17 protein-coding genes, 1 pseudogene and 2 riboswitches are annotated in these 16,397 nt (G+C 47.1%); of the genes and pseudogenes, 10 read left to right on the forward strand and 8 right to left on the reverse strand.

What is annotated here, in order from left to right:
• Nucleotides 1-213 precede the first annotated feature (213 nt).
• The 3 genes from H7F26_RS14125 (at nucleotide 214) to H7F26_RS22010 (ending at nucleotide 3,134) form a co-directional block, all read left to right on the forward strand.
• Nucleotides 214-2,424: a PAS domain-containing sensor histidine kinase gene (locus H7F26_RS14125; RefSeq protein WP_003181060.1), complete on the forward strand. Its 2,211-nt coding sequence runs from the start codon at nucleotides 214-216 to the stop codon at nucleotides 2,422-2,424.
• A gap of 7 nt (nucleotides 2,425-2,431) precedes the next feature.
• Nucleotides 2,432-2,929, forward strand: a complete 498-nt coding sequence (locus H7F26_RS14130; protein WP_003181061.1) for a methylated-DNA--[protein]-cysteine S-methyltransferase — start codon at nucleotides 2,432-2,434, stop codon at nucleotides 2,927-2,929.
• Between the two features lie 91 nt (nucleotides 2,930-3,020).
• Entirely contained in the window at nucleotides 3,021-3,134 is a 114-nt protein-coding gene (locus H7F26_RS22010) for a hypothetical protein (RefSeq protein WP_003181063.1), read from the forward strand.
• Nucleotides 3,135-3,140: 6 nt separating this feature from the next.
• Here H7F26_RS22010 and mtnA read toward each other — a convergent pair whose 3' ends face one another.
• The 3 genes from mtnA to H7F26_RS14145 form a co-directional block, all read right to left on the reverse strand.
• Complete coding sequence (gene mtnA, locus H7F26_RS14135) at nucleotides 3,141-4,202, reverse strand: S-methyl-5-thioribose-1-phosphate isomerase (RefSeq protein ID WP_009328612.1); 1,062 nt, start codon at nucleotides 4,200-4,202, stop codon at nucleotides 3,141-3,143.
• Between the two features lie 5 nt (nucleotides 4,203-4,207).
• Nucleotides 4,208-5,404 (reverse strand): S-methyl-5-thioribose kinase, encoded by a 1,197-nt coding sequence (mtnK, locus tag H7F26_RS14140; protein ID WP_003181068.1) that lies wholly within the window; start codon nucleotides 5,402-5,404, stop codon nucleotides 4,208-4,210.
• 84 nt (nucleotides 5,405-5,488) lie between these two features.
• A riboswitch (SAM riboswitch) is annotated at nucleotides 5,489-5,632 on the reverse strand.
• An 83-nt stretch (nucleotides 5,633-5,715) separates the two neighbouring features.
• On the reverse strand, nucleotides 5,716-6,495 hold the full coding sequence (locus H7F26_RS14145; protein WP_003181070.1) for a carbon-nitrogen family hydrolase: 780 nt from the start codon (nucleotides 6,493-6,495) through the stop codon (nucleotides 5,716-5,718).
• 95 nt (nucleotides 6,496-6,590) lie between these two features.
• Here H7F26_RS14145 and H7F26_RS14150 point away from each other — a divergent pair, with 95 nt between their 5' ends.
• From H7F26_RS14150 to H7F26_RS14165, 5 genes and pseudogenes are all read left to right on the forward strand, one after another.
• The gene (locus H7F26_RS14150; protein WP_003181072.1) at nucleotides 6,591-7,781 is read left to right on the forward strand and encodes a pyridoxal phosphate-dependent aminotransferase; all 1,191 of its coding nucleotides are present in this window, start codon (nucleotides 6,591-6,593) and stop codon (nucleotides 7,779-7,781) included.
• A gap of 49 nt (nucleotides 7,782-7,830) precedes the next feature.
• Nucleotides 7,831-7,930, forward strand: a riboswitch (SAM riboswitch).
• A gap of 84 nt (nucleotides 7,931-8,014) precedes the next feature.
• Complete coding sequence (mtnW, locus tag H7F26_RS14155; protein ID WP_003181075.1) at nucleotides 8,015-9,232, forward strand: 2,3-diketo-5-methylthiopentyl-1-phosphate enolase; 1,218 nt, start codon at nucleotides 8,015-8,017, stop codon at nucleotides 9,230-9,232.
• Nucleotides 9,229-9,915: pseudogene (gene mtnX, locus H7F26_RS22015) on the forward strand (2-hydroxy-3-keto-5-methylthiopentenyl-1-phosphate phosphatase); the annotation flags it as partial. The gene mtnW and the pseudogene mtnX, both read left to right, overlap by 4 nt.
• On the forward strand, nucleotides 9,892-10,512 hold the full coding sequence (locus tag H7F26_RS22020) for a methylthioribulose 1-phosphate dehydratase (protein ID WP_025805738.1): 621 nt from the start codon (nucleotides 9,892-9,894) through the stop codon (nucleotides 10,510-10,512). The pseudogene mtnX and the gene H7F26_RS22020, both read left to right, overlap by 24 nt.
• A gap of 20 nt (nucleotides 10,513-10,532) precedes the next feature.
• Nucleotides 10,533-11,072 (forward strand): 1,2-dihydroxy-3-keto-5-methylthiopentene dioxygenase, encoded by a 540-nt coding sequence (locus H7F26_RS14165; protein WP_003181078.1) that lies wholly within the window; start codon nucleotides 10,533-10,535, stop codon nucleotides 11,070-11,072.
• A 24-nt stretch (nucleotides 11,073-11,096) separates the two neighbouring features.
• On the opposite strand, the gene fosB is transcribed toward H7F26_RS14165, so the two are convergent.
• Both fosB and H7F26_RS14175 read right to left on the reverse strand, forming a co-directional pair.
• Nucleotides 11,097-11,561 carry a metallothiol transferase FosB gene (gene fosB, locus H7F26_RS14170; RefSeq protein ID WP_003181080.1) on the reverse strand — a complete coding sequence of 155 codons (465 nt, stop codon included), beginning with the start codon at nucleotides 11,559-11,561 and terminating at the stop codon, nucleotides 11,097-11,099.
• On the reverse strand, nucleotides 11,548-11,877 hold the full coding sequence (locus tag H7F26_RS14175; RefSeq protein ID WP_185855273.1) for a YkvA family protein: 330 nt from the start codon (nucleotides 11,875-11,877) through the stop codon (nucleotides 11,548-11,550). Before H7F26_RS14175 ends, fosB begins: the two co-directional genes overlap by 14 nt.
• 218 nt (nucleotides 11,878-12,095) lie before the next feature.
• Here H7F26_RS14175 and H7F26_RS14180 point away from each other — a divergent pair, with 218 nt between their 5' ends.
• On the forward strand, nucleotides 12,096-12,338 hold the full coding sequence (locus tag H7F26_RS14180; RefSeq protein WP_003181085.1) for an aspartyl-phosphate phosphatase Spo0E family protein: 243 nt from the start codon (nucleotides 12,096-12,098) through the stop codon (nucleotides 12,336-12,338).
• 61 nt (nucleotides 12,339-12,399) lie between these two features.
• Here H7F26_RS14180 and H7F26_RS14185 read toward each other — a convergent pair whose 3' ends face one another.
• A complete protein-coding gene (locus H7F26_RS14185; RefSeq protein WP_003181087.1) occupies nucleotides 12,400-13,911 on the reverse strand; it encodes a sporulation kinase KinD in 1,512 nt (503 codons plus the stop codon).
• Between the two features lie 237 nt (nucleotides 13,912-14,148).
• Between H7F26_RS14185 and H7F26_RS14190 the strand changes: the two genes are divergently transcribed.
• The gene (locus H7F26_RS14190; protein WP_003181089.1) at nucleotides 14,149-14,604 is read left to right on the forward strand and encodes a MarR family transcriptional regulator MhqR; all 456 of its coding nucleotides are present in this window, start codon (nucleotides 14,149-14,151) and stop codon (nucleotides 14,602-14,604) included.
• 24 nt (nucleotides 14,605-14,628) lie between these two features.
• On the opposite strand, the gene motB is transcribed toward H7F26_RS14190, so the two are convergent.
• The gene (gene motB, locus H7F26_RS14195) at nucleotides 14,629-15,408 is read right to left on the reverse strand and encodes a flagellar motor protein MotB (RefSeq protein WP_003181091.1); all 780 of its coding nucleotides are present in this window, start codon (nucleotides 15,406-15,408) and stop codon (nucleotides 14,629-14,631) included.
• Nucleotides 15,401-16,204, reverse strand: coding sequence for a flagellar motor stator protein MotA (gene motA, locus H7F26_RS14200; protein WP_003181093.1), 804 nt, complete (start codon nucleotides 16,202-16,204; stop codon nucleotides 15,401-15,403). The genes motB and motA overlap by 8 nt, the downstream gene beginning before the upstream one ends.
• Between the last annotated feature and the right edge of the window lie 193 nt (nucleotides 16,205-16,397).

Here is a 16,397-nt window from a genome sequence, read left to right on the forward strand (position 1 = left end):
TGCCTCATTTTAAAATTTTAAAATAGAAAGCATGTGTTTTCCTATGCATTAAGTCTTATTGTTAGGCCGATGTAATTGAACAGTAAGGAACTTTTATATCGTCATCTTCATGTAAAATAGGCGGAAAGGTTGTAAAAGTTTGAAACAAATGAAGGAAGATTTTCCGGTTTGTAGAATAATTGGAGGACAGGTTTTCAAGAAGGAGTGTAATAAATGGAGGAAACTCTTGATTTGAATGAATCCTTAAATCTGCAAAACCAGCTGAACAGACTGAAGAAAGAAAACGCCAAGCTGAAAGCGGATTTGTATCAGTATGAGCTGCTGTTTAACGGGACGCTGGACGCTATTTTTATATTGGATAAACAGATGAACATCATTAAGGCGAATGATGCCGCCTGCAAGATCCTGCAAAGCCAAAAAAAGAATTTGCTGAACCGGTCGGCGCTCGACTTCCTGCACGCCGTTCCGCCGGATGAACTAAACCAGAACATTCACCGCTTCTTGGAGCGGGGATATGCGAAAAAAGAAGTGGCCATCAGGCTTGACAACGGATCTGTCAAATATATCGAATTTACCGCAAGCAAAGGAATCGGTGAGGACTGCTTTTTTGTCGTCATGAGAGACATTTCGTCTAAAAAAATATTGGAGCGGGAGCGCACCATCAATGAAAAGCTGTTTAAAGATTTGTTTCACCGCGCGGTTGAAGGAATCGTCATCTTTGATAAACAAGGCTGTTTCATCGATGCAAACCATTCGTTTTGCCAGAGCTTCGAAATTGAAAAATCAGAGCTCTCAAAACTGAAGCTGTCTCAATTCGTATCGCCTGAAAACAAGGGGCGGCTCGATAAAATCTGGAACGCTCTTTTCAGAAGAGGGAAGGCAAAAGGGGAGCTTCCTGTCCGCCTCAGATCAGGAGAAGACAGGCTGTTTGAGCTGACGATAACCTCGAATATTTTAAATGGCTTTTACATGTCGATTATGAGGGATATTACCGAAAAGCGCTCAATGGAAAAACAGCTGTTTAAGAGCGAAGAACGCTTTAGGGAAGTCTTTGAAAATGCGATGGATGCCATCATTCTGATGAATAACGACGGCCGCATCGTCAAAGCGAACCAGTCGGCCTGCAAAATCTTCGAACTGCCGATGGACCAGCTGCTCAACAAGAAGATGACTGATTTTATAGATCGAACCGATCAGCGGTATCATGCCATTCAAAAGCAGTACGATCAAAAAGGGGAAATCCGGGCGGAACTGCTGTTTCGTATGGCAAACGGACAATATAAGGAGCTTGAGTTCACATCAAAACGGATTATGTTCGACAGCCAGGACTTAACCATTTTGAGAAATGTCAGCGACAGAAAACGAATGGAACAAGAATTGCGGGAAAGCGAATTGAAGTTCAGAAAAGTATTCAACGGATCAATGGACGGAATCGTTCTTTTCAACAACCAGTACGATATTATCGATGCGAACCCCCTTGCCGGAAAAATTCTCAGCATCCCTCTTGAACAGCTGAAAACGTCCAATCTTCTTGATGTCATCTCCGGCTATCACATCGAAAACGCGGCTTCTCCCGCTAAAACGATTTCCTTTGAAGAAATGGACAATGATATCCCATTCCTGCTGAGCGACCAAAAACGGATACTTGAATTTTCATTTAAGCGAAACATCATTCAAAATATGAATCTGGCGATGCTCAGAGACGTGACGGAACGAAAAGAGCTTGAAGAGCGGCTCCGCAAGTCTGATACCCTCCATGTCGTCGGAGAACTCGCAGCCGGAATTGCTCATGAAATCCGCAACCCGATGACGGCATTAAAAGGATTTATCCAGCTGCTGAAAGGCAGCATCCAAAATGAGGATCACGCGCTTTACTTTAATGTCATCACATCAGAGCTCAAAAGGATTGAATCCATTATTACGGAGTTTCTCATCCTTGCAAAACCGCAGGCGATTATGTATGAAGAAAAAAACATCGTCAAAATCATGCAGGACACAATGGATCTGCTGCATGCGCAGGCAAACCTTGACAACGTCCAGATGCATCTGAAGTGCGAAGACGGCATTCCGCTGATCTACTGCGAGCCGAATCAGCTGAAGCAGGTATTTATCAACATTTTGAAAAATGCGATCGAAGTAATGCCCGACGGAGGCAATGTATATGTGTCGATCAAACCGAAAGGAGACGACCATATCATTGTCTCGCTTGCTGACGAAGGAATCGGCATGACAGAAGACAAATTGAAGAGGCTCGGCGAACCTTTTTACACGACAAAAGAACGGGGCACTGGACTCGGGCTGATGGTCAGTTATAAAATTATTGAAGAACATAAAGGAAAAATCGAAGTTGAAAGTGAAGAAGGGAGAGGCACGACATTCCACCTGACTCTCCCGATCAGACAGCAGCATGAGGAGGAGGCTTAATCGCATCGTGGGCTTTTATATTGAAATGACCTCGCCTTTTGGACAAGCCTACATCGTCGAGGAAAATAACCATATTACACATTTGCTATTTGAAAAAGAAGAACTAAAACAGCTTCAACAAGACGGCCTGGAGCTTCGCCCGGCCGAAACGGAATTGTTGAAGGAGGCAAAGCGCCAGCTCGAAGAATATTTCCAGGGGGAGCGGAAAACGTTCACCCTTCCTCTCCGCCAGGATGGAACCCCGTTTCAGAAAAAGGTGTGGGAGGCGCTGCAGTCGATCCCGTACGGTGAATCACGGAGCTATTTAGACATCGCATGCGCCGTCGGGAATCCGAAAGCGGTGCGCGCAATCGGCCAAGCCAATAAAAGAAATGCGCTGCCGATTTTGATCCCGTGCCACCGTGTCATCGGCAAAAATCGTTCATTGACGGGGTATTCCGGAAATGAAACGGATAAAAAAGCGGTGCTGCTCGACATCGAAAATATTGCGTATAAAGGAAAATAATATACGAGCACGCCGTTTCTTTTTTTCGTCCGCGACATATAATTTTATTAAGTTAAAAATGTTGGCCTTGGTAAAAAAGGAGGACGAATAAGTGAAAACAAACCGCCCGAAAAAAATAGCAGGATACGCGGAATTGTTCGTCAAGCTGCACGTTTTGACCGAAGAGCAAAAGAAAGACATCATCAAATCGATTAAAATCCGCTAAAGCGGCCTAAGTAAGGGCTTCAGCGGAAAACAGCGCTTCGATTTCTTCTTCAAATCTATCTGTGATAATCCCTTTTTCCGTGATGATTCCAGAGATTAAATCGTGCGGCGTGATATCAAAAGCAGGATTGAACACAGGCACCTCTTGCGGCGCTATTTGCGTTCCGTTTATCCGTCTGACTTCATCCGGATCGCGTTCTTCAATCGGAATGTCGTCGCCGCATGAAATCGAGACATCAAAAGTTGACAGGGGAGCAGCGATAAAAAACGGGATTTGAAAGGCTTTGGCGAGGATTGCCAAGCCGAACGTTCCGATTTTATTGGCTGTATCTCCGTTTCTTGCGATCCTGTCCGCTCCGACAATGACGGCTGAAATGTTCTTTTCCTTCATCGTATGGGCAGCCATGCTGTCTGTAATCAGCGTCACGTCAATCCCCCCCTGCATAAGCTCCCACGCCGTCAGGCGCGCCCCCTGAAGAACAGGCCTTGTTTCACAGGCGTAAATATGAAGGTCGAGATCCTTTGTTTTGGCAAGGTAAAACGGGGAAAGGGCCGTTCCGTACCTGCTTGTCGCGATCGAGCCGGCGTTGCAGATGGTCATGATGCTGTCGCCCGATTTGAACAAATGCAGAGCATTCTGTCCGATCTGCCGGCATGTTTCTTCGTCTTCAACCTGGATCTGAATCGCTTCGTGGACGAGGTTTGTTTTTGCCTCATTGACCGATTTTGCGCCCTCTGCGCTTTTTAACAGCCGATTGAGGGCCCAGGATAAATTGACGGCTGTCGGCCTTGCCTGATTGAGTTCATCTTTGATTTTGCGGAGCTCCCGCAGAAAAGCGGAAACATCAGATGTATCGATGCTTTGTGCGCAAAGGGCGAGTCCGAAGGCGGCTGTTATGCCGATGGCAGGCGCTCCCCTCACTTTTAGCGTTTGGATCGCATCATAGATGTCTTCTTTAGTTGTGAGATGCAGGTACTCCGTCTTTTCGGGAAGCTTTTGCTGGTTCAGGATTTTTACCGATGTTTCTTCCCATTCGACAGAACGGGGCACCGCAAATTGTTCCGGCATGTCATTCACTCCTTAAGCGCGTTTCGAAACGCTTCAATCATGTCTTTTGGCGTCCGGAAACCGCTGCGTTTTTCTATGAATGCTGCGCCTATTTTAAGGGCGAGCTTTTTTTGGCTGATTCTCCGGGAAAATGGAACGATTGTATCAAGGTCCGCAACATGGGCGAGGCCGATCGTCCGGCGGATCATTTCGCAGCCGGCGAAGCCTGCTGCGTCTTCAAACGCCTGTCTCAGGACTGACTCAAGGCGCCCATTCTCATGTTTGCAAGTCTCAACAGCATCGTTTTCCCATGCTTCGCTGAATGTCCGGCTGAACGTATTCCAGACGGTCTCGACATGGCGGTATAAAGGAGCCCGCCTGTTTTCTTCGCGAGAAAGCGCGTTTAACAGCAGGTTGGCGATAAACTGTCCGATGTCAAACCCGATCGGGCCGAAAAACGCAAACTCAGGGTCGATGATTTTCGTTTCGCCATCTTCACCGGCGAAAATGCTGCCTGTATGCAGGTCTCCGTGGATCAGCGTTTCCTCCGCTGATAAAAAGCGCTGCTTCAGTTTTGCCGCTTCAATTTTTAGCGCTTCATTGCCCCAAAGAACTTCTGCTTCATCGCGAAGCTCTTCTTCGAAATCGTTCGTCTCATGGTCAAAGAAAGGGTCTGTGAACACAAGGCTTTCTGTAATATCGCACAGATCCGGATTCGTAAACTGCTTCACAAGCCGCTCTTTAACCGTTGGGTCAAGCGCATATTCTGATGAGTAAAAATGCGTTTTTCCAAGGAATTCTCCGATATCTTCCGACAGATGCGGGTAATCCTTCCCGTCAATCAGTCCGTTTCTGGCGATTTCCAAGTGAGAAAGGTCTTCCAATACGGTGACGGCAAGCTCGGTGTCAGAATAGTACACTTTCGGAACAAGGTGCGGAACGTGCTCAGCCTGGCGGATCAGCGCACTGCTTTCGATTCTTGCCCTGTCAAGCGTCAGCGGCCAGCTTTCGCCGACGACTTTTGCATAAGGCACCGCCTGCTTGATGACCAATCCTCTTTGCTGCTCTTTGTCATAAACGCGGAAGACCAGATTCAGGTTTCCGTCCCCGATCTCTCGGCATGTCAGGGTGCTTTTGCTTGGAAAAAGCCCGAGACGGACGGCAAGCGCGGCCGCGGAGCTTTCAGTCAAAGTTTCGTATGCTGCGGTTTTTGTTACGGTCATGTGTGATTCCCCCTAAAATGTCGTTAACAAATAAAAAAACCTCTTTCTCGTCGAGAGAAAGAGGCTGATTTGTCGCGTACGCCTCTCTTATCTCTCAGAATTCAAAGTCTGATGGAATTAGCACCGTGCCCTAGCGGCGCAGAGATTCGCGCCCCATTTCACAATGGTATTACGGTCGGTTGCTGTTGGGATCATTAGGCCAGTCCTTCACCCAACTCTCGATAAGAGAAATCAATATAAAATTTTGAAATTTCAGTTCGGTCAGTTGCTGAACATGTTACCAGCATCTCCGTTTTCTTGTCAACATTTTTTTAATATAAATCTTTGCGAATGTCCTCAAAAACCGGAATTTGCCCCCGCGCTTTTTCAATGTCCCTTAGGTCGATTTCGGCCCTGATGACCGCTTCTCCGCGTCCTGCTTCAGCAAGGGTGCGGCCGAGCGGATCAATGACTGTGCTGTGGCCCGCAAATTCGTTTGCCGGGTCTTTTCCCGAACGATTGCAGGCTGCGACAAAGCACTGATTTTCAATCGCTCTGGCTTTTAAAAGGCTTTGCCAGTGATCGAGGCGGGCGAGCGGCCACTCCGCCGATACAAAGATGATGCCCGCACCTTCGCTCGTATGTTTTCTGATCCATTCCGGGAAACGGATGTCGTAGCAGATGAACCCCGCAGCCGGCATCCCTTCAAGCTCGAAGCGCCCGTCGCCTGAGCCCGCTGACAAATAGAGGTGTTCGTCCATCAGCTGAAAAAGGTGAGCTTTGCTGTATTCTTTGATCAAATGTCCGTTTTTGTCTGCGATGTACATGATATTGTACACACCGCTTTTTTTCTTGACTGCGACTGAGCCGCATACGATATGGATGCGGTTTGCTTTTGCCGTTTCCTGCAGCCATCTCTTCGTTTGCCTGCCTTCTTCATCCGCGATGGAGCCGAGATTTTTTAAATCATAACCCGTCGTCCACAGCTCAGGAAGGAGAAGGATATCCGCCTTCCGGCTTTCCTGCTCGATCAGCTGCTCCGCTTTTTTGAAATTTTCAGAAGGATTGCCGTACGCGATATCGAATTGCAGGCATGAAATTGTCAGCTTCACTCTGGATCACCTCATTTTTTTCTTTACATTTTACATTTAACAATATATGATGATGGACTATCATTTCAAGAATTTTTCAAAAGCGGGTGAATCGTATGAAATTTGAGCATTCAGATGTACTGAAGCAGCTGCCGGAGCAGTTTTTCGCTTCCTTGGTCAAAAAGGTGAATGAAAAAATTGCCGCCGGCCATGATGTCATCAATCTCGGTCAGGGGAATCCGGATCAGCCGACACCGGAACATATCGTTGATACAATGGCGCAAGCCGTCCGCAACCCTGAAAACCACCGGTATTCTTCCTTTCGCGGCAGCCGTTCACTCAAGGAGGCGGCGGCCGCGTTCTATCAAAGGGAATACGGCGTAGAGCTCGATCCTGAACGCGAAGTCGCTGTATTGTTCGGCGGAAAAGCCGGTCTTGTCGAACTTCCGCAATGTTTGTTAAATCCGGGGGATACAGTGCTCGTTCCCGATCCCGGCTATCCCGACTACTGGTCGGGCGTTGAACTGGCAAGAGCGAACATGGAAACGATGCCGCTTACAGCGGACAATCAGTTTCTGCCTGACTACAGCCGGATTCCCAAGGAAGTGAAAGAAAAAGCGAAGCTCATGTATTTAAATTATCCGAACAACCCGACCGGTGCCCAAGCCACATCTGCTTTTTTCGAAGAGACCGTCCGGTTTGCCAAGTCGAACGGAATTTGCGTCGTCCATGATTTTGCCTACGGCGCGATCGGCTACGACGGCAAGAGGCCTGTCAGCTTTCTCGAAACGGCGGGAGCAAAAGACGCAGGAATCGAAATTTACACGCTTTCCAAAACGTATAATATGGCTGGATGGCGGGTCGGGTTTGCAGTCGGCAACGCCTCTGTGATCGAAGCGCTGAACCTTTACCAGGACCATATGTATGTCAGCCTCTTTAAAGCAGTCCAAGACGCCGCGGCGGCCGCGCTCCTATCAGATCAAGCGTGTGTCCAGGAGCAAAATGAGCGCTACGAAAAAAGGCGGAATGCATGGATCCGCGCGGTCCGCGATATCGGCTGGCATGCGGATGCTCCGCAAGGATCTTTTTTCGCCTGGATGCCTGTTCCCGACGGCTATACATCTGAGGCTTTTTCCGATCTGCTTCTCGAAAAAGCGAATGTCGTCACCGCGCCCGGCATCGGCTTCGGCAAACACGGGGAAGGCTATGTGAGAGTCGGCCTCTTGACAAGCGAAGAGCGGCTCCGGGAAGCGGCTTCGCGTATTGCCGAGCTGAATATATTCAAAAAGACCGGCCACAGTCATTGACAACCGGGAGAAACGATGGGATAATTCAAAATAATTTATAAAATCAATATTCTTATCAAGAGCAGGCAGAGGGACAAGCCCGATGAAGCCCGGCAACCGACTTTTTAAGCACGGTGCTAATTCTTGCAGCTGACGCTGAGAGATAAGGATTCGAACCTGAAAAGCGAAACCTCTTTTAGCTAAAGCAGCAAAAGAGGTTTTTTTATATGCATGAAGCAGGAAGGAGCTACAGAATGAGTGAACTTTTGGCAACATATATCTTGGCCGATCCAGGCTGTGACGCAGAAAAGCGGGCCGAGCAAATCGCGATCGGGCTGACGGTCGGATCGTGGACAGATCTGCCGCTCTTAAAGCAGGAGCAGCTGAAAAAGCATAAAGGACGCGTCGTCAACGTCGAAGAAACAGAAAGCGAGCTGGGGGAAAAACAGGCAACGGTCACCATCGCCTATCCGGAAGCCAATTTTACAAACGACATTCCCGCTGTGCTGACGACCGTTTTTGGAAAGCTGTCTCTCGACGGAAAAATCAAATTGGCGGATTTGGAGTTTTCGCGGTCTTTTAAGCAATCTTTGCCGGGTCCAAAATTCGGCGTATACGGGATCCGGAAAAAAATCGGCGAATTTGAAAGGCCGCTGTTGATGAGCATTTTTAAAGGCGTCATCGGCCGCGATATGGAAGACTTGAAGGAACAGCTGAGGCAGCAGGCTCTTGGCGGAGTGGATTTGATCAAGGACGATGAAATCCTATTCGAAACAGGCAGTGCCCCCTTTGAAAAACGAATCACGGAAGGAAAAAAAGTGCTTGAGGAAGCCTTTGAAGAAACAGGGCGCAAAACGCTGTATGCCGTCAACCTGACGGGCAGGACAATGGAGCTGAAAGCGAAAGCGAGAAAAGCAGCCGAGCTCGGAGCTGATGTTTTGCTGCTTAATGTGTTTGCCTACGGGCTCGATGTTTTGCAAAGCTTTGCAGAAGACGATGACATCCCGCTGCCGATTATGGCGCACCCGGCAGTAAGCGGCGCACTTACTTCATCGCCGCATTACGGTTTTTCCCATTCGCTCTTGCTCGGCAAACTGAACCGGTATGCGGGTGCCGATTTCAGCCTGTTCCCTTCTCCGTACGGAAGCGTCGCTCTGCCGAAGCGAGATGCGCTTGCCATATACGATGAATGCACGAAGGAAGACGTCTTTAAACCGACATTCGCGGTGCCGTCGGCCGGCATTCACCCCGGCATGGTCCCGCTCTTGATGAAAGACTTTGGCATTGACCACATCATCAATGCAGGCGGGGGGATTCACGGCCATCCAAACGGGGCGGCAGGCGGAGGAAGAGCGTTTCGGGCGGTCATTGATGCCGTCTTAGAAGCGGAGCCTGTCGAAGAGAAAGCAAAGCGCTCTCCCGATTTGAAGCTCGCCCTTGAAAAATGGGGAAGGGTTGAGGTCTCTGTATGAGAAAGCCGCTTATCATTTGCGATTTTGACGGAACGATCACAACAAACGACAACATCATCAGCATTATGAAACAATTTGCTCCAGAAGAATGGACCGCTCTAAAAGACGGGGTTCTGTCCAAGGACATATCGATTCGGGACGGAGTCGGCAGAATGTTTAATTTGCTTCCGGCCAGCCTGAAAGAAGACATTACGGCATATGTACTGAAACAAGCCGAGACCCGCCCCGGATTTAAAGAATTTGTTTCTTTCCTGGATGAGAAGGGTCTTCCGTTTTACGTTGTGAGCGGAGGGATGGATTTTTTCGTCTATCCTCTGCTTGAAGGAATTGTCGGAAAGGACCGCATTTATTGCAACGAGGCCGCTTTCACCAGCCGCAATATCGAGATCCGCTGGCCGTATCCGTGTGACGGCGGCTGCGGAAATGACTGCGGCTGCTGCAAGCCTTCCATCATCCGCCGGCTGAAAGGCCGGGACGATTTCGTTGTCATGATCGGGGACTCTGTTACAGATGTTGAAGCTGCCAAATGTTCCGATTTATGCATCGCGCGCGACTATTTGCTGCGGGAATGTGAAGAGCTCGGCTTGAAGCATGCGGCATTCGGCGATTTCCGCGATGTAAGGCGAATACTCGAAGAGACCGCGGAGGTGAAAGAATGGATGTCTGAGCAAAAACGGCAGGAACTAGCCGAGGTAAAAAAAGAGCTTGCGGAAAGGGATTGGTTCCCGGCGACAAGCGGTAATCTGTCAATCAAAGTATCAGAAGACCCGCTGCGGTTTCTCATCACAGCAAGCGGAAAAGATAAAAGAAAAGAGACCGAGGAGGATTTTCTCCTGGCGGACGAAGAGGGGAGGCCGGCGGAGACCGGACACGCGCTGAAGCCGTCGGCGGAGACGCTGCTGCACACCTATGTCTATCAACACACAAACGCCGGCTGCTGTCTTCACGTCCACACGGTTGACAACAATGTCATCTCAGAGCTTTATGCAAAAGAAAAGCAAGTGACATTCAGGGGCCAGGAAATCATAAAGGCGCTCGGACTTTGGGAGGAGCACGCGGAGGTCACGGTCCCGATTATCGAAAACAGCGCTCATATTCCTGATTTGGCGGCGGATTTTGCCGGGCACCTTTCAGGCGATTCAGGCGCAGTGCTGATTCGCAGCCACGGCATTACTGTCTGGGGAAAAACGGCATTTGAGGCAAAGCGGATGCTTGAAGCATATGAATTCTTGTTCAGCTGGCATTTAAAGCTGAAAGCTTTGCAGGCTTATCACGTTTAACTAAAAAAGGGGGAGAAAGCATGGCGACAATTCGGATCCATGATGAACAAAACACGAGCATTGAAAACCAGGAAGAAGTAGAACAATTTCTAAAGCGGCAGGAGGTCATTTATGAAAAGTGGGATATCACAAAACTGCCGGCCGGTTTAAAGGAAAAATACGATTTGACCGATGAAGAGAAACAGGAGATTTTAGACGTCTTTGCCGCTGAAATCAAAGACATTTCAGAACGCCGCGGCTATAAAGCGAGCGATGTCATCTCGCTTTCCGACCAAAATCCGAAACTCGATGAGCTTTTGAAAAACTTCAAACAGGAGCATCATCATACAGACGATGAAGTCAGGTTTATCGTCAGCGGCCACGGCATCTTTGCGATAGAAGGAAAAGACGGCACATTTTTTGATGTCCTTTTAAATCCGGGGGATTTGATCTCTGTTCCTGAAAACACCCGCCATTATTTCACGCTTCAGGAAGACCGGAAAGTCGTGGCTGTCAGAATCTTTGTGACGACAGAGGGCTGGGTGCCGATTTATGAAAAAGAGAGTGTGAACCAGTCATAAAAAAAGCGTCCCCGGGGACGCTTTTTATTTGTTTCTGTCATAAAGAGCCTTGATGTGGCCTTCATGAAATGAAAGATGCGGTTTTTCATTTTGATAGTATTGAAGACGGTCAAATACAGAGCCTGTGTGAAGCTCGAACTTATGGCCGTCTGGATCTGAGAAATAAATTGAATCTCTGTCTCCTTCATTCCGTTTTCTGCCCTTCAGCACATTAACGCCTAAATCGTGTAATTTCTTTTCCCAGAACGGCAAATCTTCCTGTTGGATCGAAAACGCGATATGGGTGTAAGAGTCGTGGATTTCCTGTCTTTTAATGTCTTTCTCTTCGTTGAATGCGAGCCAGATGCCGTTCAGGTCAAAATAAGCGGTTTTCTCGGCTTTTACGAGCCACTTGGCATCAAACACCTTTTCATAGAATGAAATAGAGACGGACAGGTCAGAGACCGAAAACAAGAGATGATTGATGCCGAGGATTTTATTGTTTTCCATTGTAATTTACTCTCCCTGTTAGATGTGTTTCAAACCCGTCCAGCTCTTTGGTGATTTGCCTGAAGAGAAAAGCGAGCACAGCCGCATCATCAAGCCAGCCGACGCCTGCGAGAACATCGGGGATCAAATCGATCGGTGACAGCACATAGATAAATGCCAGCGCGGCCAGCAAAATTGTTTTTTTCGGGAATAAGGGGTAGTCTCCCTTTCTCCAGGCTCTAAATGCCCTGAGAAACAATAAGAGGCCTGAATATGCTTCTTTCACGGCAAAGACGGTTCGGAGCTTTGAAACTGGTTTTTTCATCATTTGGCGCATCATTGGACCTCCTTCTATCCGTATGAACTCTTTTAAAGGTGGTTTACCATATTTCATCGATGGGTATAACACCATTAATTCCACAAATCTATTATACTCGATTTCAAAATATTTTTTTCGGAAATAGGTTTACAAAATAAGTATAATCTGTAATAATGCTCAAGTACGCAAAATCTGGATGGTTTTAAGAAACGATATGTTGGTAAGGGGTGAAGCGTATGCAAAGGTATATTGAAAAAGAAGCATTGCTCGTTTCCATCAGCAAGAAGCGGCAAATGATGGTTGAAGCCGCTGAAATCTATGGATATACAGGGGATGAAACGATCAGGCGGAGCCAGGAGCTGGATCAATTAATTTATGAATATCAAAAATTGTCTATGAATGAAAACGCGCCAGACAATCTGCTGCAAGATTTTTTAGGCTGCATCGACTGTCTGCCCGTTGAAAAATATACGGCATAGCGGATGAACGAAAAAGAGCTGCCGTAAGGAAGGCAGGCTCTTTTACAGGAACGGGGAAACCTCAGTCGTCCTGTTCCTTTGAAGTCGGCAGCGTAATCGTTACAGTCGTTCCTTTATGCCGTTCGCTTTCGATATGAATGGTTCCCCCGTACATGGAAATGATGCGCTTGCACACGACAAGGCCGAGTCCGGTTCCTTTTTCTTTTGATGTAACAAAAGGCTGGAAAATACTTTCCATCATTTCTTGTGGAATGCCTTCTCCGATATCCTTCACAATAATTTGCGCCTTCTCTTGATCATGTTCGATTTGAATGACCAGCTTTCCGCCGTTTTTCATCGATTCAAGAGCATTTTTGGCGACGTTCAAGACAACCTGCTTAATATGATCCTTTTTACAATACACATAAGCCGGATCTTCTCCGCAGTCTTGAAATTCCACTTCCACATTATATAAATTTGCCTCAGAATGAATAATCGGCATGATCTCGTCAATCATTTCATTCATGGAGTTGAGCTGCCACTGCTCTGCCGTCGGCTTTCCGAGCACGAGAAACTCGCTGACAATCTGGTTGATCCTCCGGATTTCCTGGTCGATGATTGAGAAATACATTTGATCTTCTTTTGATTGATATTTTTTTTGAAGGAGCTGGATAAAGCCGCTGATGCCTGTCAGCGGGTTTCTGATTTCATGAGCGGTGCTCGCCGCCAAGGTGCCGATTAATTCGAGCTTCTGCGCTTCATTTTGGGCGCGCTCCTGCTTGGTCCGCCGCTTCAGCAGGACATACTGGAGCAGGAGGAACATAATATTCAGCAGAATGAAAATACTCAAAAATGACAGCAGAAGACTGTGAACGATTTCATCAAGCTGGACCGGTTCCGGATAGACTTCAAGCTTCCAGTCGATCTGGTCCAAAAAAGCGTCGACGGTACCGCCGTCCGGCTTCTCAGGAGGAGAATGGCCTGCCGTAAAGACGATCTGATTCTTCTGATTGAGAATTTTGATATAAAGCTCAGGGCTCAAGACGTTCATGATATTTTTCAGATAATCGACGCGGATCGAAGCGAGCAGAAAATTTGTTGTTCTCCCTTCGCTGTCAAAGACCGGAGTAAAAATATTCAGCTCCAGCCCGTCCGACACTGTATGTATATCGTCTGTGATCACGGATTTCTTTGATTTTTCCGCTTTTTGCAGAATGCTCTTGTAAGAAAGCGCCTTTTTTTCTTTGGCGGGAGACGTGCTCACCATGACATCGCCGTCTTCATTTAAAAGGTATAAAGCCGAAAAACGCGGTTCTTTTTTATACGTTTCCGTCAGGATTCGTTTGATATGCTGCTCATTAACAGGGTGGTTGAGGGCCGTGGCAAGGGAGCTGAGCCTTGCTTCTGTTTCGCCGATCAGGTAATTGATTTGGTTGCGGTGAATATTGAGCATGAGAGTCGCAGTCTGACGGTGCTTTTCAGTGATATTTTCTCGTTCTTGTTCGTATACAAAAAAGCTTATAATGAAGGCGGGGATCATCACCAAGATCAAATAAAGCCTGATTTTCTTCCATATACTTTTCAAATTGCGCATGTTTTTACTCTCTCCCAATCGATACAGGAATAGAGGTATTATATCACTAGTGAGAGCCGATTTATAGAAAAGATAACCAATACCGTGAAAATAGGACACAATGCCGGGGAATTTCCGGATATATCTATTTGCTGTTCAATTCCTACTCATCATAACATGGTTTGAATGTTAACAGTTGACATTTTCCTCATAGTTTATTAATGTTTTCCTGTAGTTGTTTCTTTGGAGATGAGTGATATGAGTAATAGAGAACAGGAACAGTCCTTGAAGTTATTTATTGTATTATCTCGAGCGTACAGATCCATTAATGATCATATGAATAAACATATTCATCATCATGGTCTGAATCCAACCGAGTTTGCCGTTTTAGAACTCCTCTATCATAAAGGGGATCAGCCCCTTCAGCAAATAGGGGATAAGATTCTTCTGGCGAGCGGGAGTATTACATATGTGGTTGACAAGCTTGAGCAAAAGCAGCTGATCACGAGAAGAGCCTGTACGACAGACCGCAGGGTGACCTATGCGCAAATTACAGATAAAGGCACCGAGCTCCTCGAGAAGATTTTTCCAGGTCATGCAGAAGAGCTGCACAACATGATCAGCGTATTAAGCGATGAGGAGAAAGAAGCCTGCATCGAAATGCTGAAAAAAGTCGGACTGAATGCAAGAAATATTTATAAGGGCAAAGAGTAAGGAAGCTGCCAAAAGACAGCTTCCTTATTCTTTTTTATTCAGATTTTCCTGGCCGATCGGCAGGATAAGGATTTCAACGCGTCTGTTTTTTCTTCTTCCTTCTTCGGTGTCATTTGAAGCGATCGGTTTAAATTCCCCGTAGCCTTTCGCGCTGAAGATCTTGGCGTCAAGCTTTGGATTTTCGATTAAAAGCCCCATGAAATTGACAGCCCGCATCACGCTTAAATGCCAATTTGATTTAAATTGAGAATTTCGAATCGGCACATTGTCCGTATGCCCGCTGATTACGATATTGCGGGGCGGGTTCAATACGAGAAGGTCGGATACTTCCTTGGCCAGCGGAATGTCCTGCTGGCGGATCTCCGCTTTTCCGGAATCGAAAAAGATATTATCCTCGATGGAAAGGAGGAGGCCCTCGTCTGTCAGCTTCGTATTGACCTGTTTTTGAAGATTCTTCTCTTTAATAAACCGGTTGACCTGCTCCTGAATTTTTTTCAGCGACTGCTTGTCTTTTTCTTTTTGAGCTTCGGAGAGATCTTTTGCCTGGTCAGGGCTTTTTCCATCTTCGGTTGTGCTCGTTTTCGGCTCGGTGAAGCTGGAATAATCCATCATTCCTGTTCCGCCGGTAAATACGGCATTAAATGATTTTGACAGCATATCGAACTTCTTGGCGTCGATCGAGCTCATGGCAAACAGTACGATGAACAGGGCCAAAAGCAGTGTCAGCAAGTCTGCATATGGGATGAGCCAAGACTCATCCACGTGTTCTTCATGGTCTTTTTTGTGCTTCTTTTTTCTAGCCATTGCTGCTGTCCCCTTTGTCTCCATCTGGGATGACGATGCTGGAGCGTTCGCTTGGAGAAACGTACATCAAAAGCTTTTGTTCAATGACTTTTGGAGCCTGGCCTTCCAAGATCGAAAGGATGCCTTCAATCATAACTTCGCGGACTTTGACTTCCTGTTTGGATTTCCGCTTTAATTTATTGGCAAAAGGATGCCATAGTACATATCCGGTGAAGATCCCGAGAAGGGTGGCGACAAAGGCGGCGCTGATCGCATGTCCAAGCGCTTCTGTGTCGCTCATATCCGCAAGTGCGGCGATCAGTCCGACAACAGCGCCCAAAACGCCGAGTGTCGGCGCATATGTGCCTGCCTGGGTAAAAATACCCGCTCCGACTTGATGCCTTTCTTCCATTGCTTCAACTTCTTCAGTTAAAACGTCCCTGATAAAATCGGCACTTTGACCGTCAACCGCCATGCTCATGCCGTTTTTCAAAAATTCATCATCGATCTCATTCAAATTTGCTTCCAAAGCGAGAAGTCCTTCGCGTCTTGCGATTTGCGCCCACTCGGAAAACATCGGGATCAGTTCGTTGATTTCGATCATCTTCTTCTCTTTGAACAAGATGCCGAAGAGTTTGGGAACCTTTTTGAGCTCGCGGATTGGAAAAGCGATCACAACTGCTGCGATTGTCCCGACAAGGATGATCAGCCATGCCGCGGGATTGACGAGAACGGAAGGGCTGACACCTTTCATGACCATGCCGACACCTACTCCGATGATAGCTAAGATGATTCCAATTAACGATGTTTTGTCCATTTTTTCACCAATTCCTTTAACTAACTTTTCTATCGTTAATATCGGTGTTGCGTGATAGGAACTTTAGGCTGTTTCTTAAATTGTTGCAAAATCATGGCGAAAAGGGACTTTAGGGTTATTTAATGTTAAAAAATAGAACTTTTGTGATTCTTATGTTGTATGTAAAACGACCTCCGCGATCGGAGGCCGTTGT

Origin of the sequence: Bacillus sp. PAMC28748, from assembly GCF_014250415.1 — a bacterium.
In the GTDB taxonomy this organism is placed as follows: domain Bacteria; phylum Bacillota; class Bacilli; order Bacillales; family Bacillaceae; genus Bacillus; species Bacillus licheniformis.

Bases quoted from the DNA above. Each gene is read 5' to 3' on its own strand.
- H7F26_RS14125 (WP_003181060.1), top strand. From the start codon at position 214: ATGGAGGAAACTCTTGATTTGAATGAATCCTTAAATCTGCAAAACCAG.
- mtnA (WP_009328612.1), bottom strand. From the start codon at position 4,202: ATGCCGGAACAATTTGCGGTGCCCCGTTCTGTCGAATGGGAAGAAACA.
- mtnK (WP_003181068.1), bottom strand. From the start codon at position 5,404: ATGACCGTAACAAAAACCGCAGCATACGAAACTTTGACTGAAAGCTCC.
- H7F26_RS14150 (WP_003181072.1), top strand. From the start codon at position 6,591: ATGAAATTTGAGCATTCAGATGTACTGAAGCAGCTGCCGGAGCAGTTT.
- mtnW (WP_003181075.1), top strand. From the start codon at position 8,015: ATGAGTGAACTTTTGGCAACATATATCTTGGCCGATCCAGGCTGTGAC.
- H7F26_RS22020 (WP_025805738.1), top strand. From the start codon at position 9,892: ATGTCTGAGCAAAAACGGCAGGAACTAGCCGAGGTAAAAAAAGAGCTT.
- H7F26_RS14165 (WP_003181078.1), top strand. From the start codon at position 10,533: ATGGCGACAATTCGGATCCATGATGAACAAAACACGAGCATTGAAAAC.
- fosB (WP_003181080.1), bottom strand. From the start codon at position 11,561: ATGGAAAACAATAAAATCCTCGGCATCAATCATCTCTTGTTTTCGGTC.
- H7F26_RS14175 (WP_185855273.1), bottom strand. From the start codon at position 11,877: ATGCGCCAAATGATGAAAAAACCAGTTTCAAAGCTCCGAACCGTCTTT.
- H7F26_RS14180 (WP_003181085.1), top strand. From the start codon at position 12,096: ATGCAAAGGTATATTGAAAAAGAAGCATTGCTCGTTTCCATCAGCAAG.
- H7F26_RS14185 (WP_003181087.1), bottom strand. From the start codon at position 13,911: ATGCGCAATTTGAAAAGTATATGGAAGAAAATCAGGCTTTATTTGATC.
- H7F26_RS14190 (WP_003181089.1), top strand. From the start codon at position 14,149: ATGAGTAATAGAGAACAGGAACAGTCCTTGAAGTTATTTATTGTATTA.
- motB (WP_003181091.1), bottom strand. From the start codon at position 15,408: ATGGCTAGAAAAAAGAAGCACAAAAAAGACCATGAAGAACACGTGGAT.
- motA (WP_003181093.1), bottom strand. From the start codon at position 16,204: ATGGACAAAACATCGTTAATTGGAATCATCTTAGCTATCATCGGAGTA.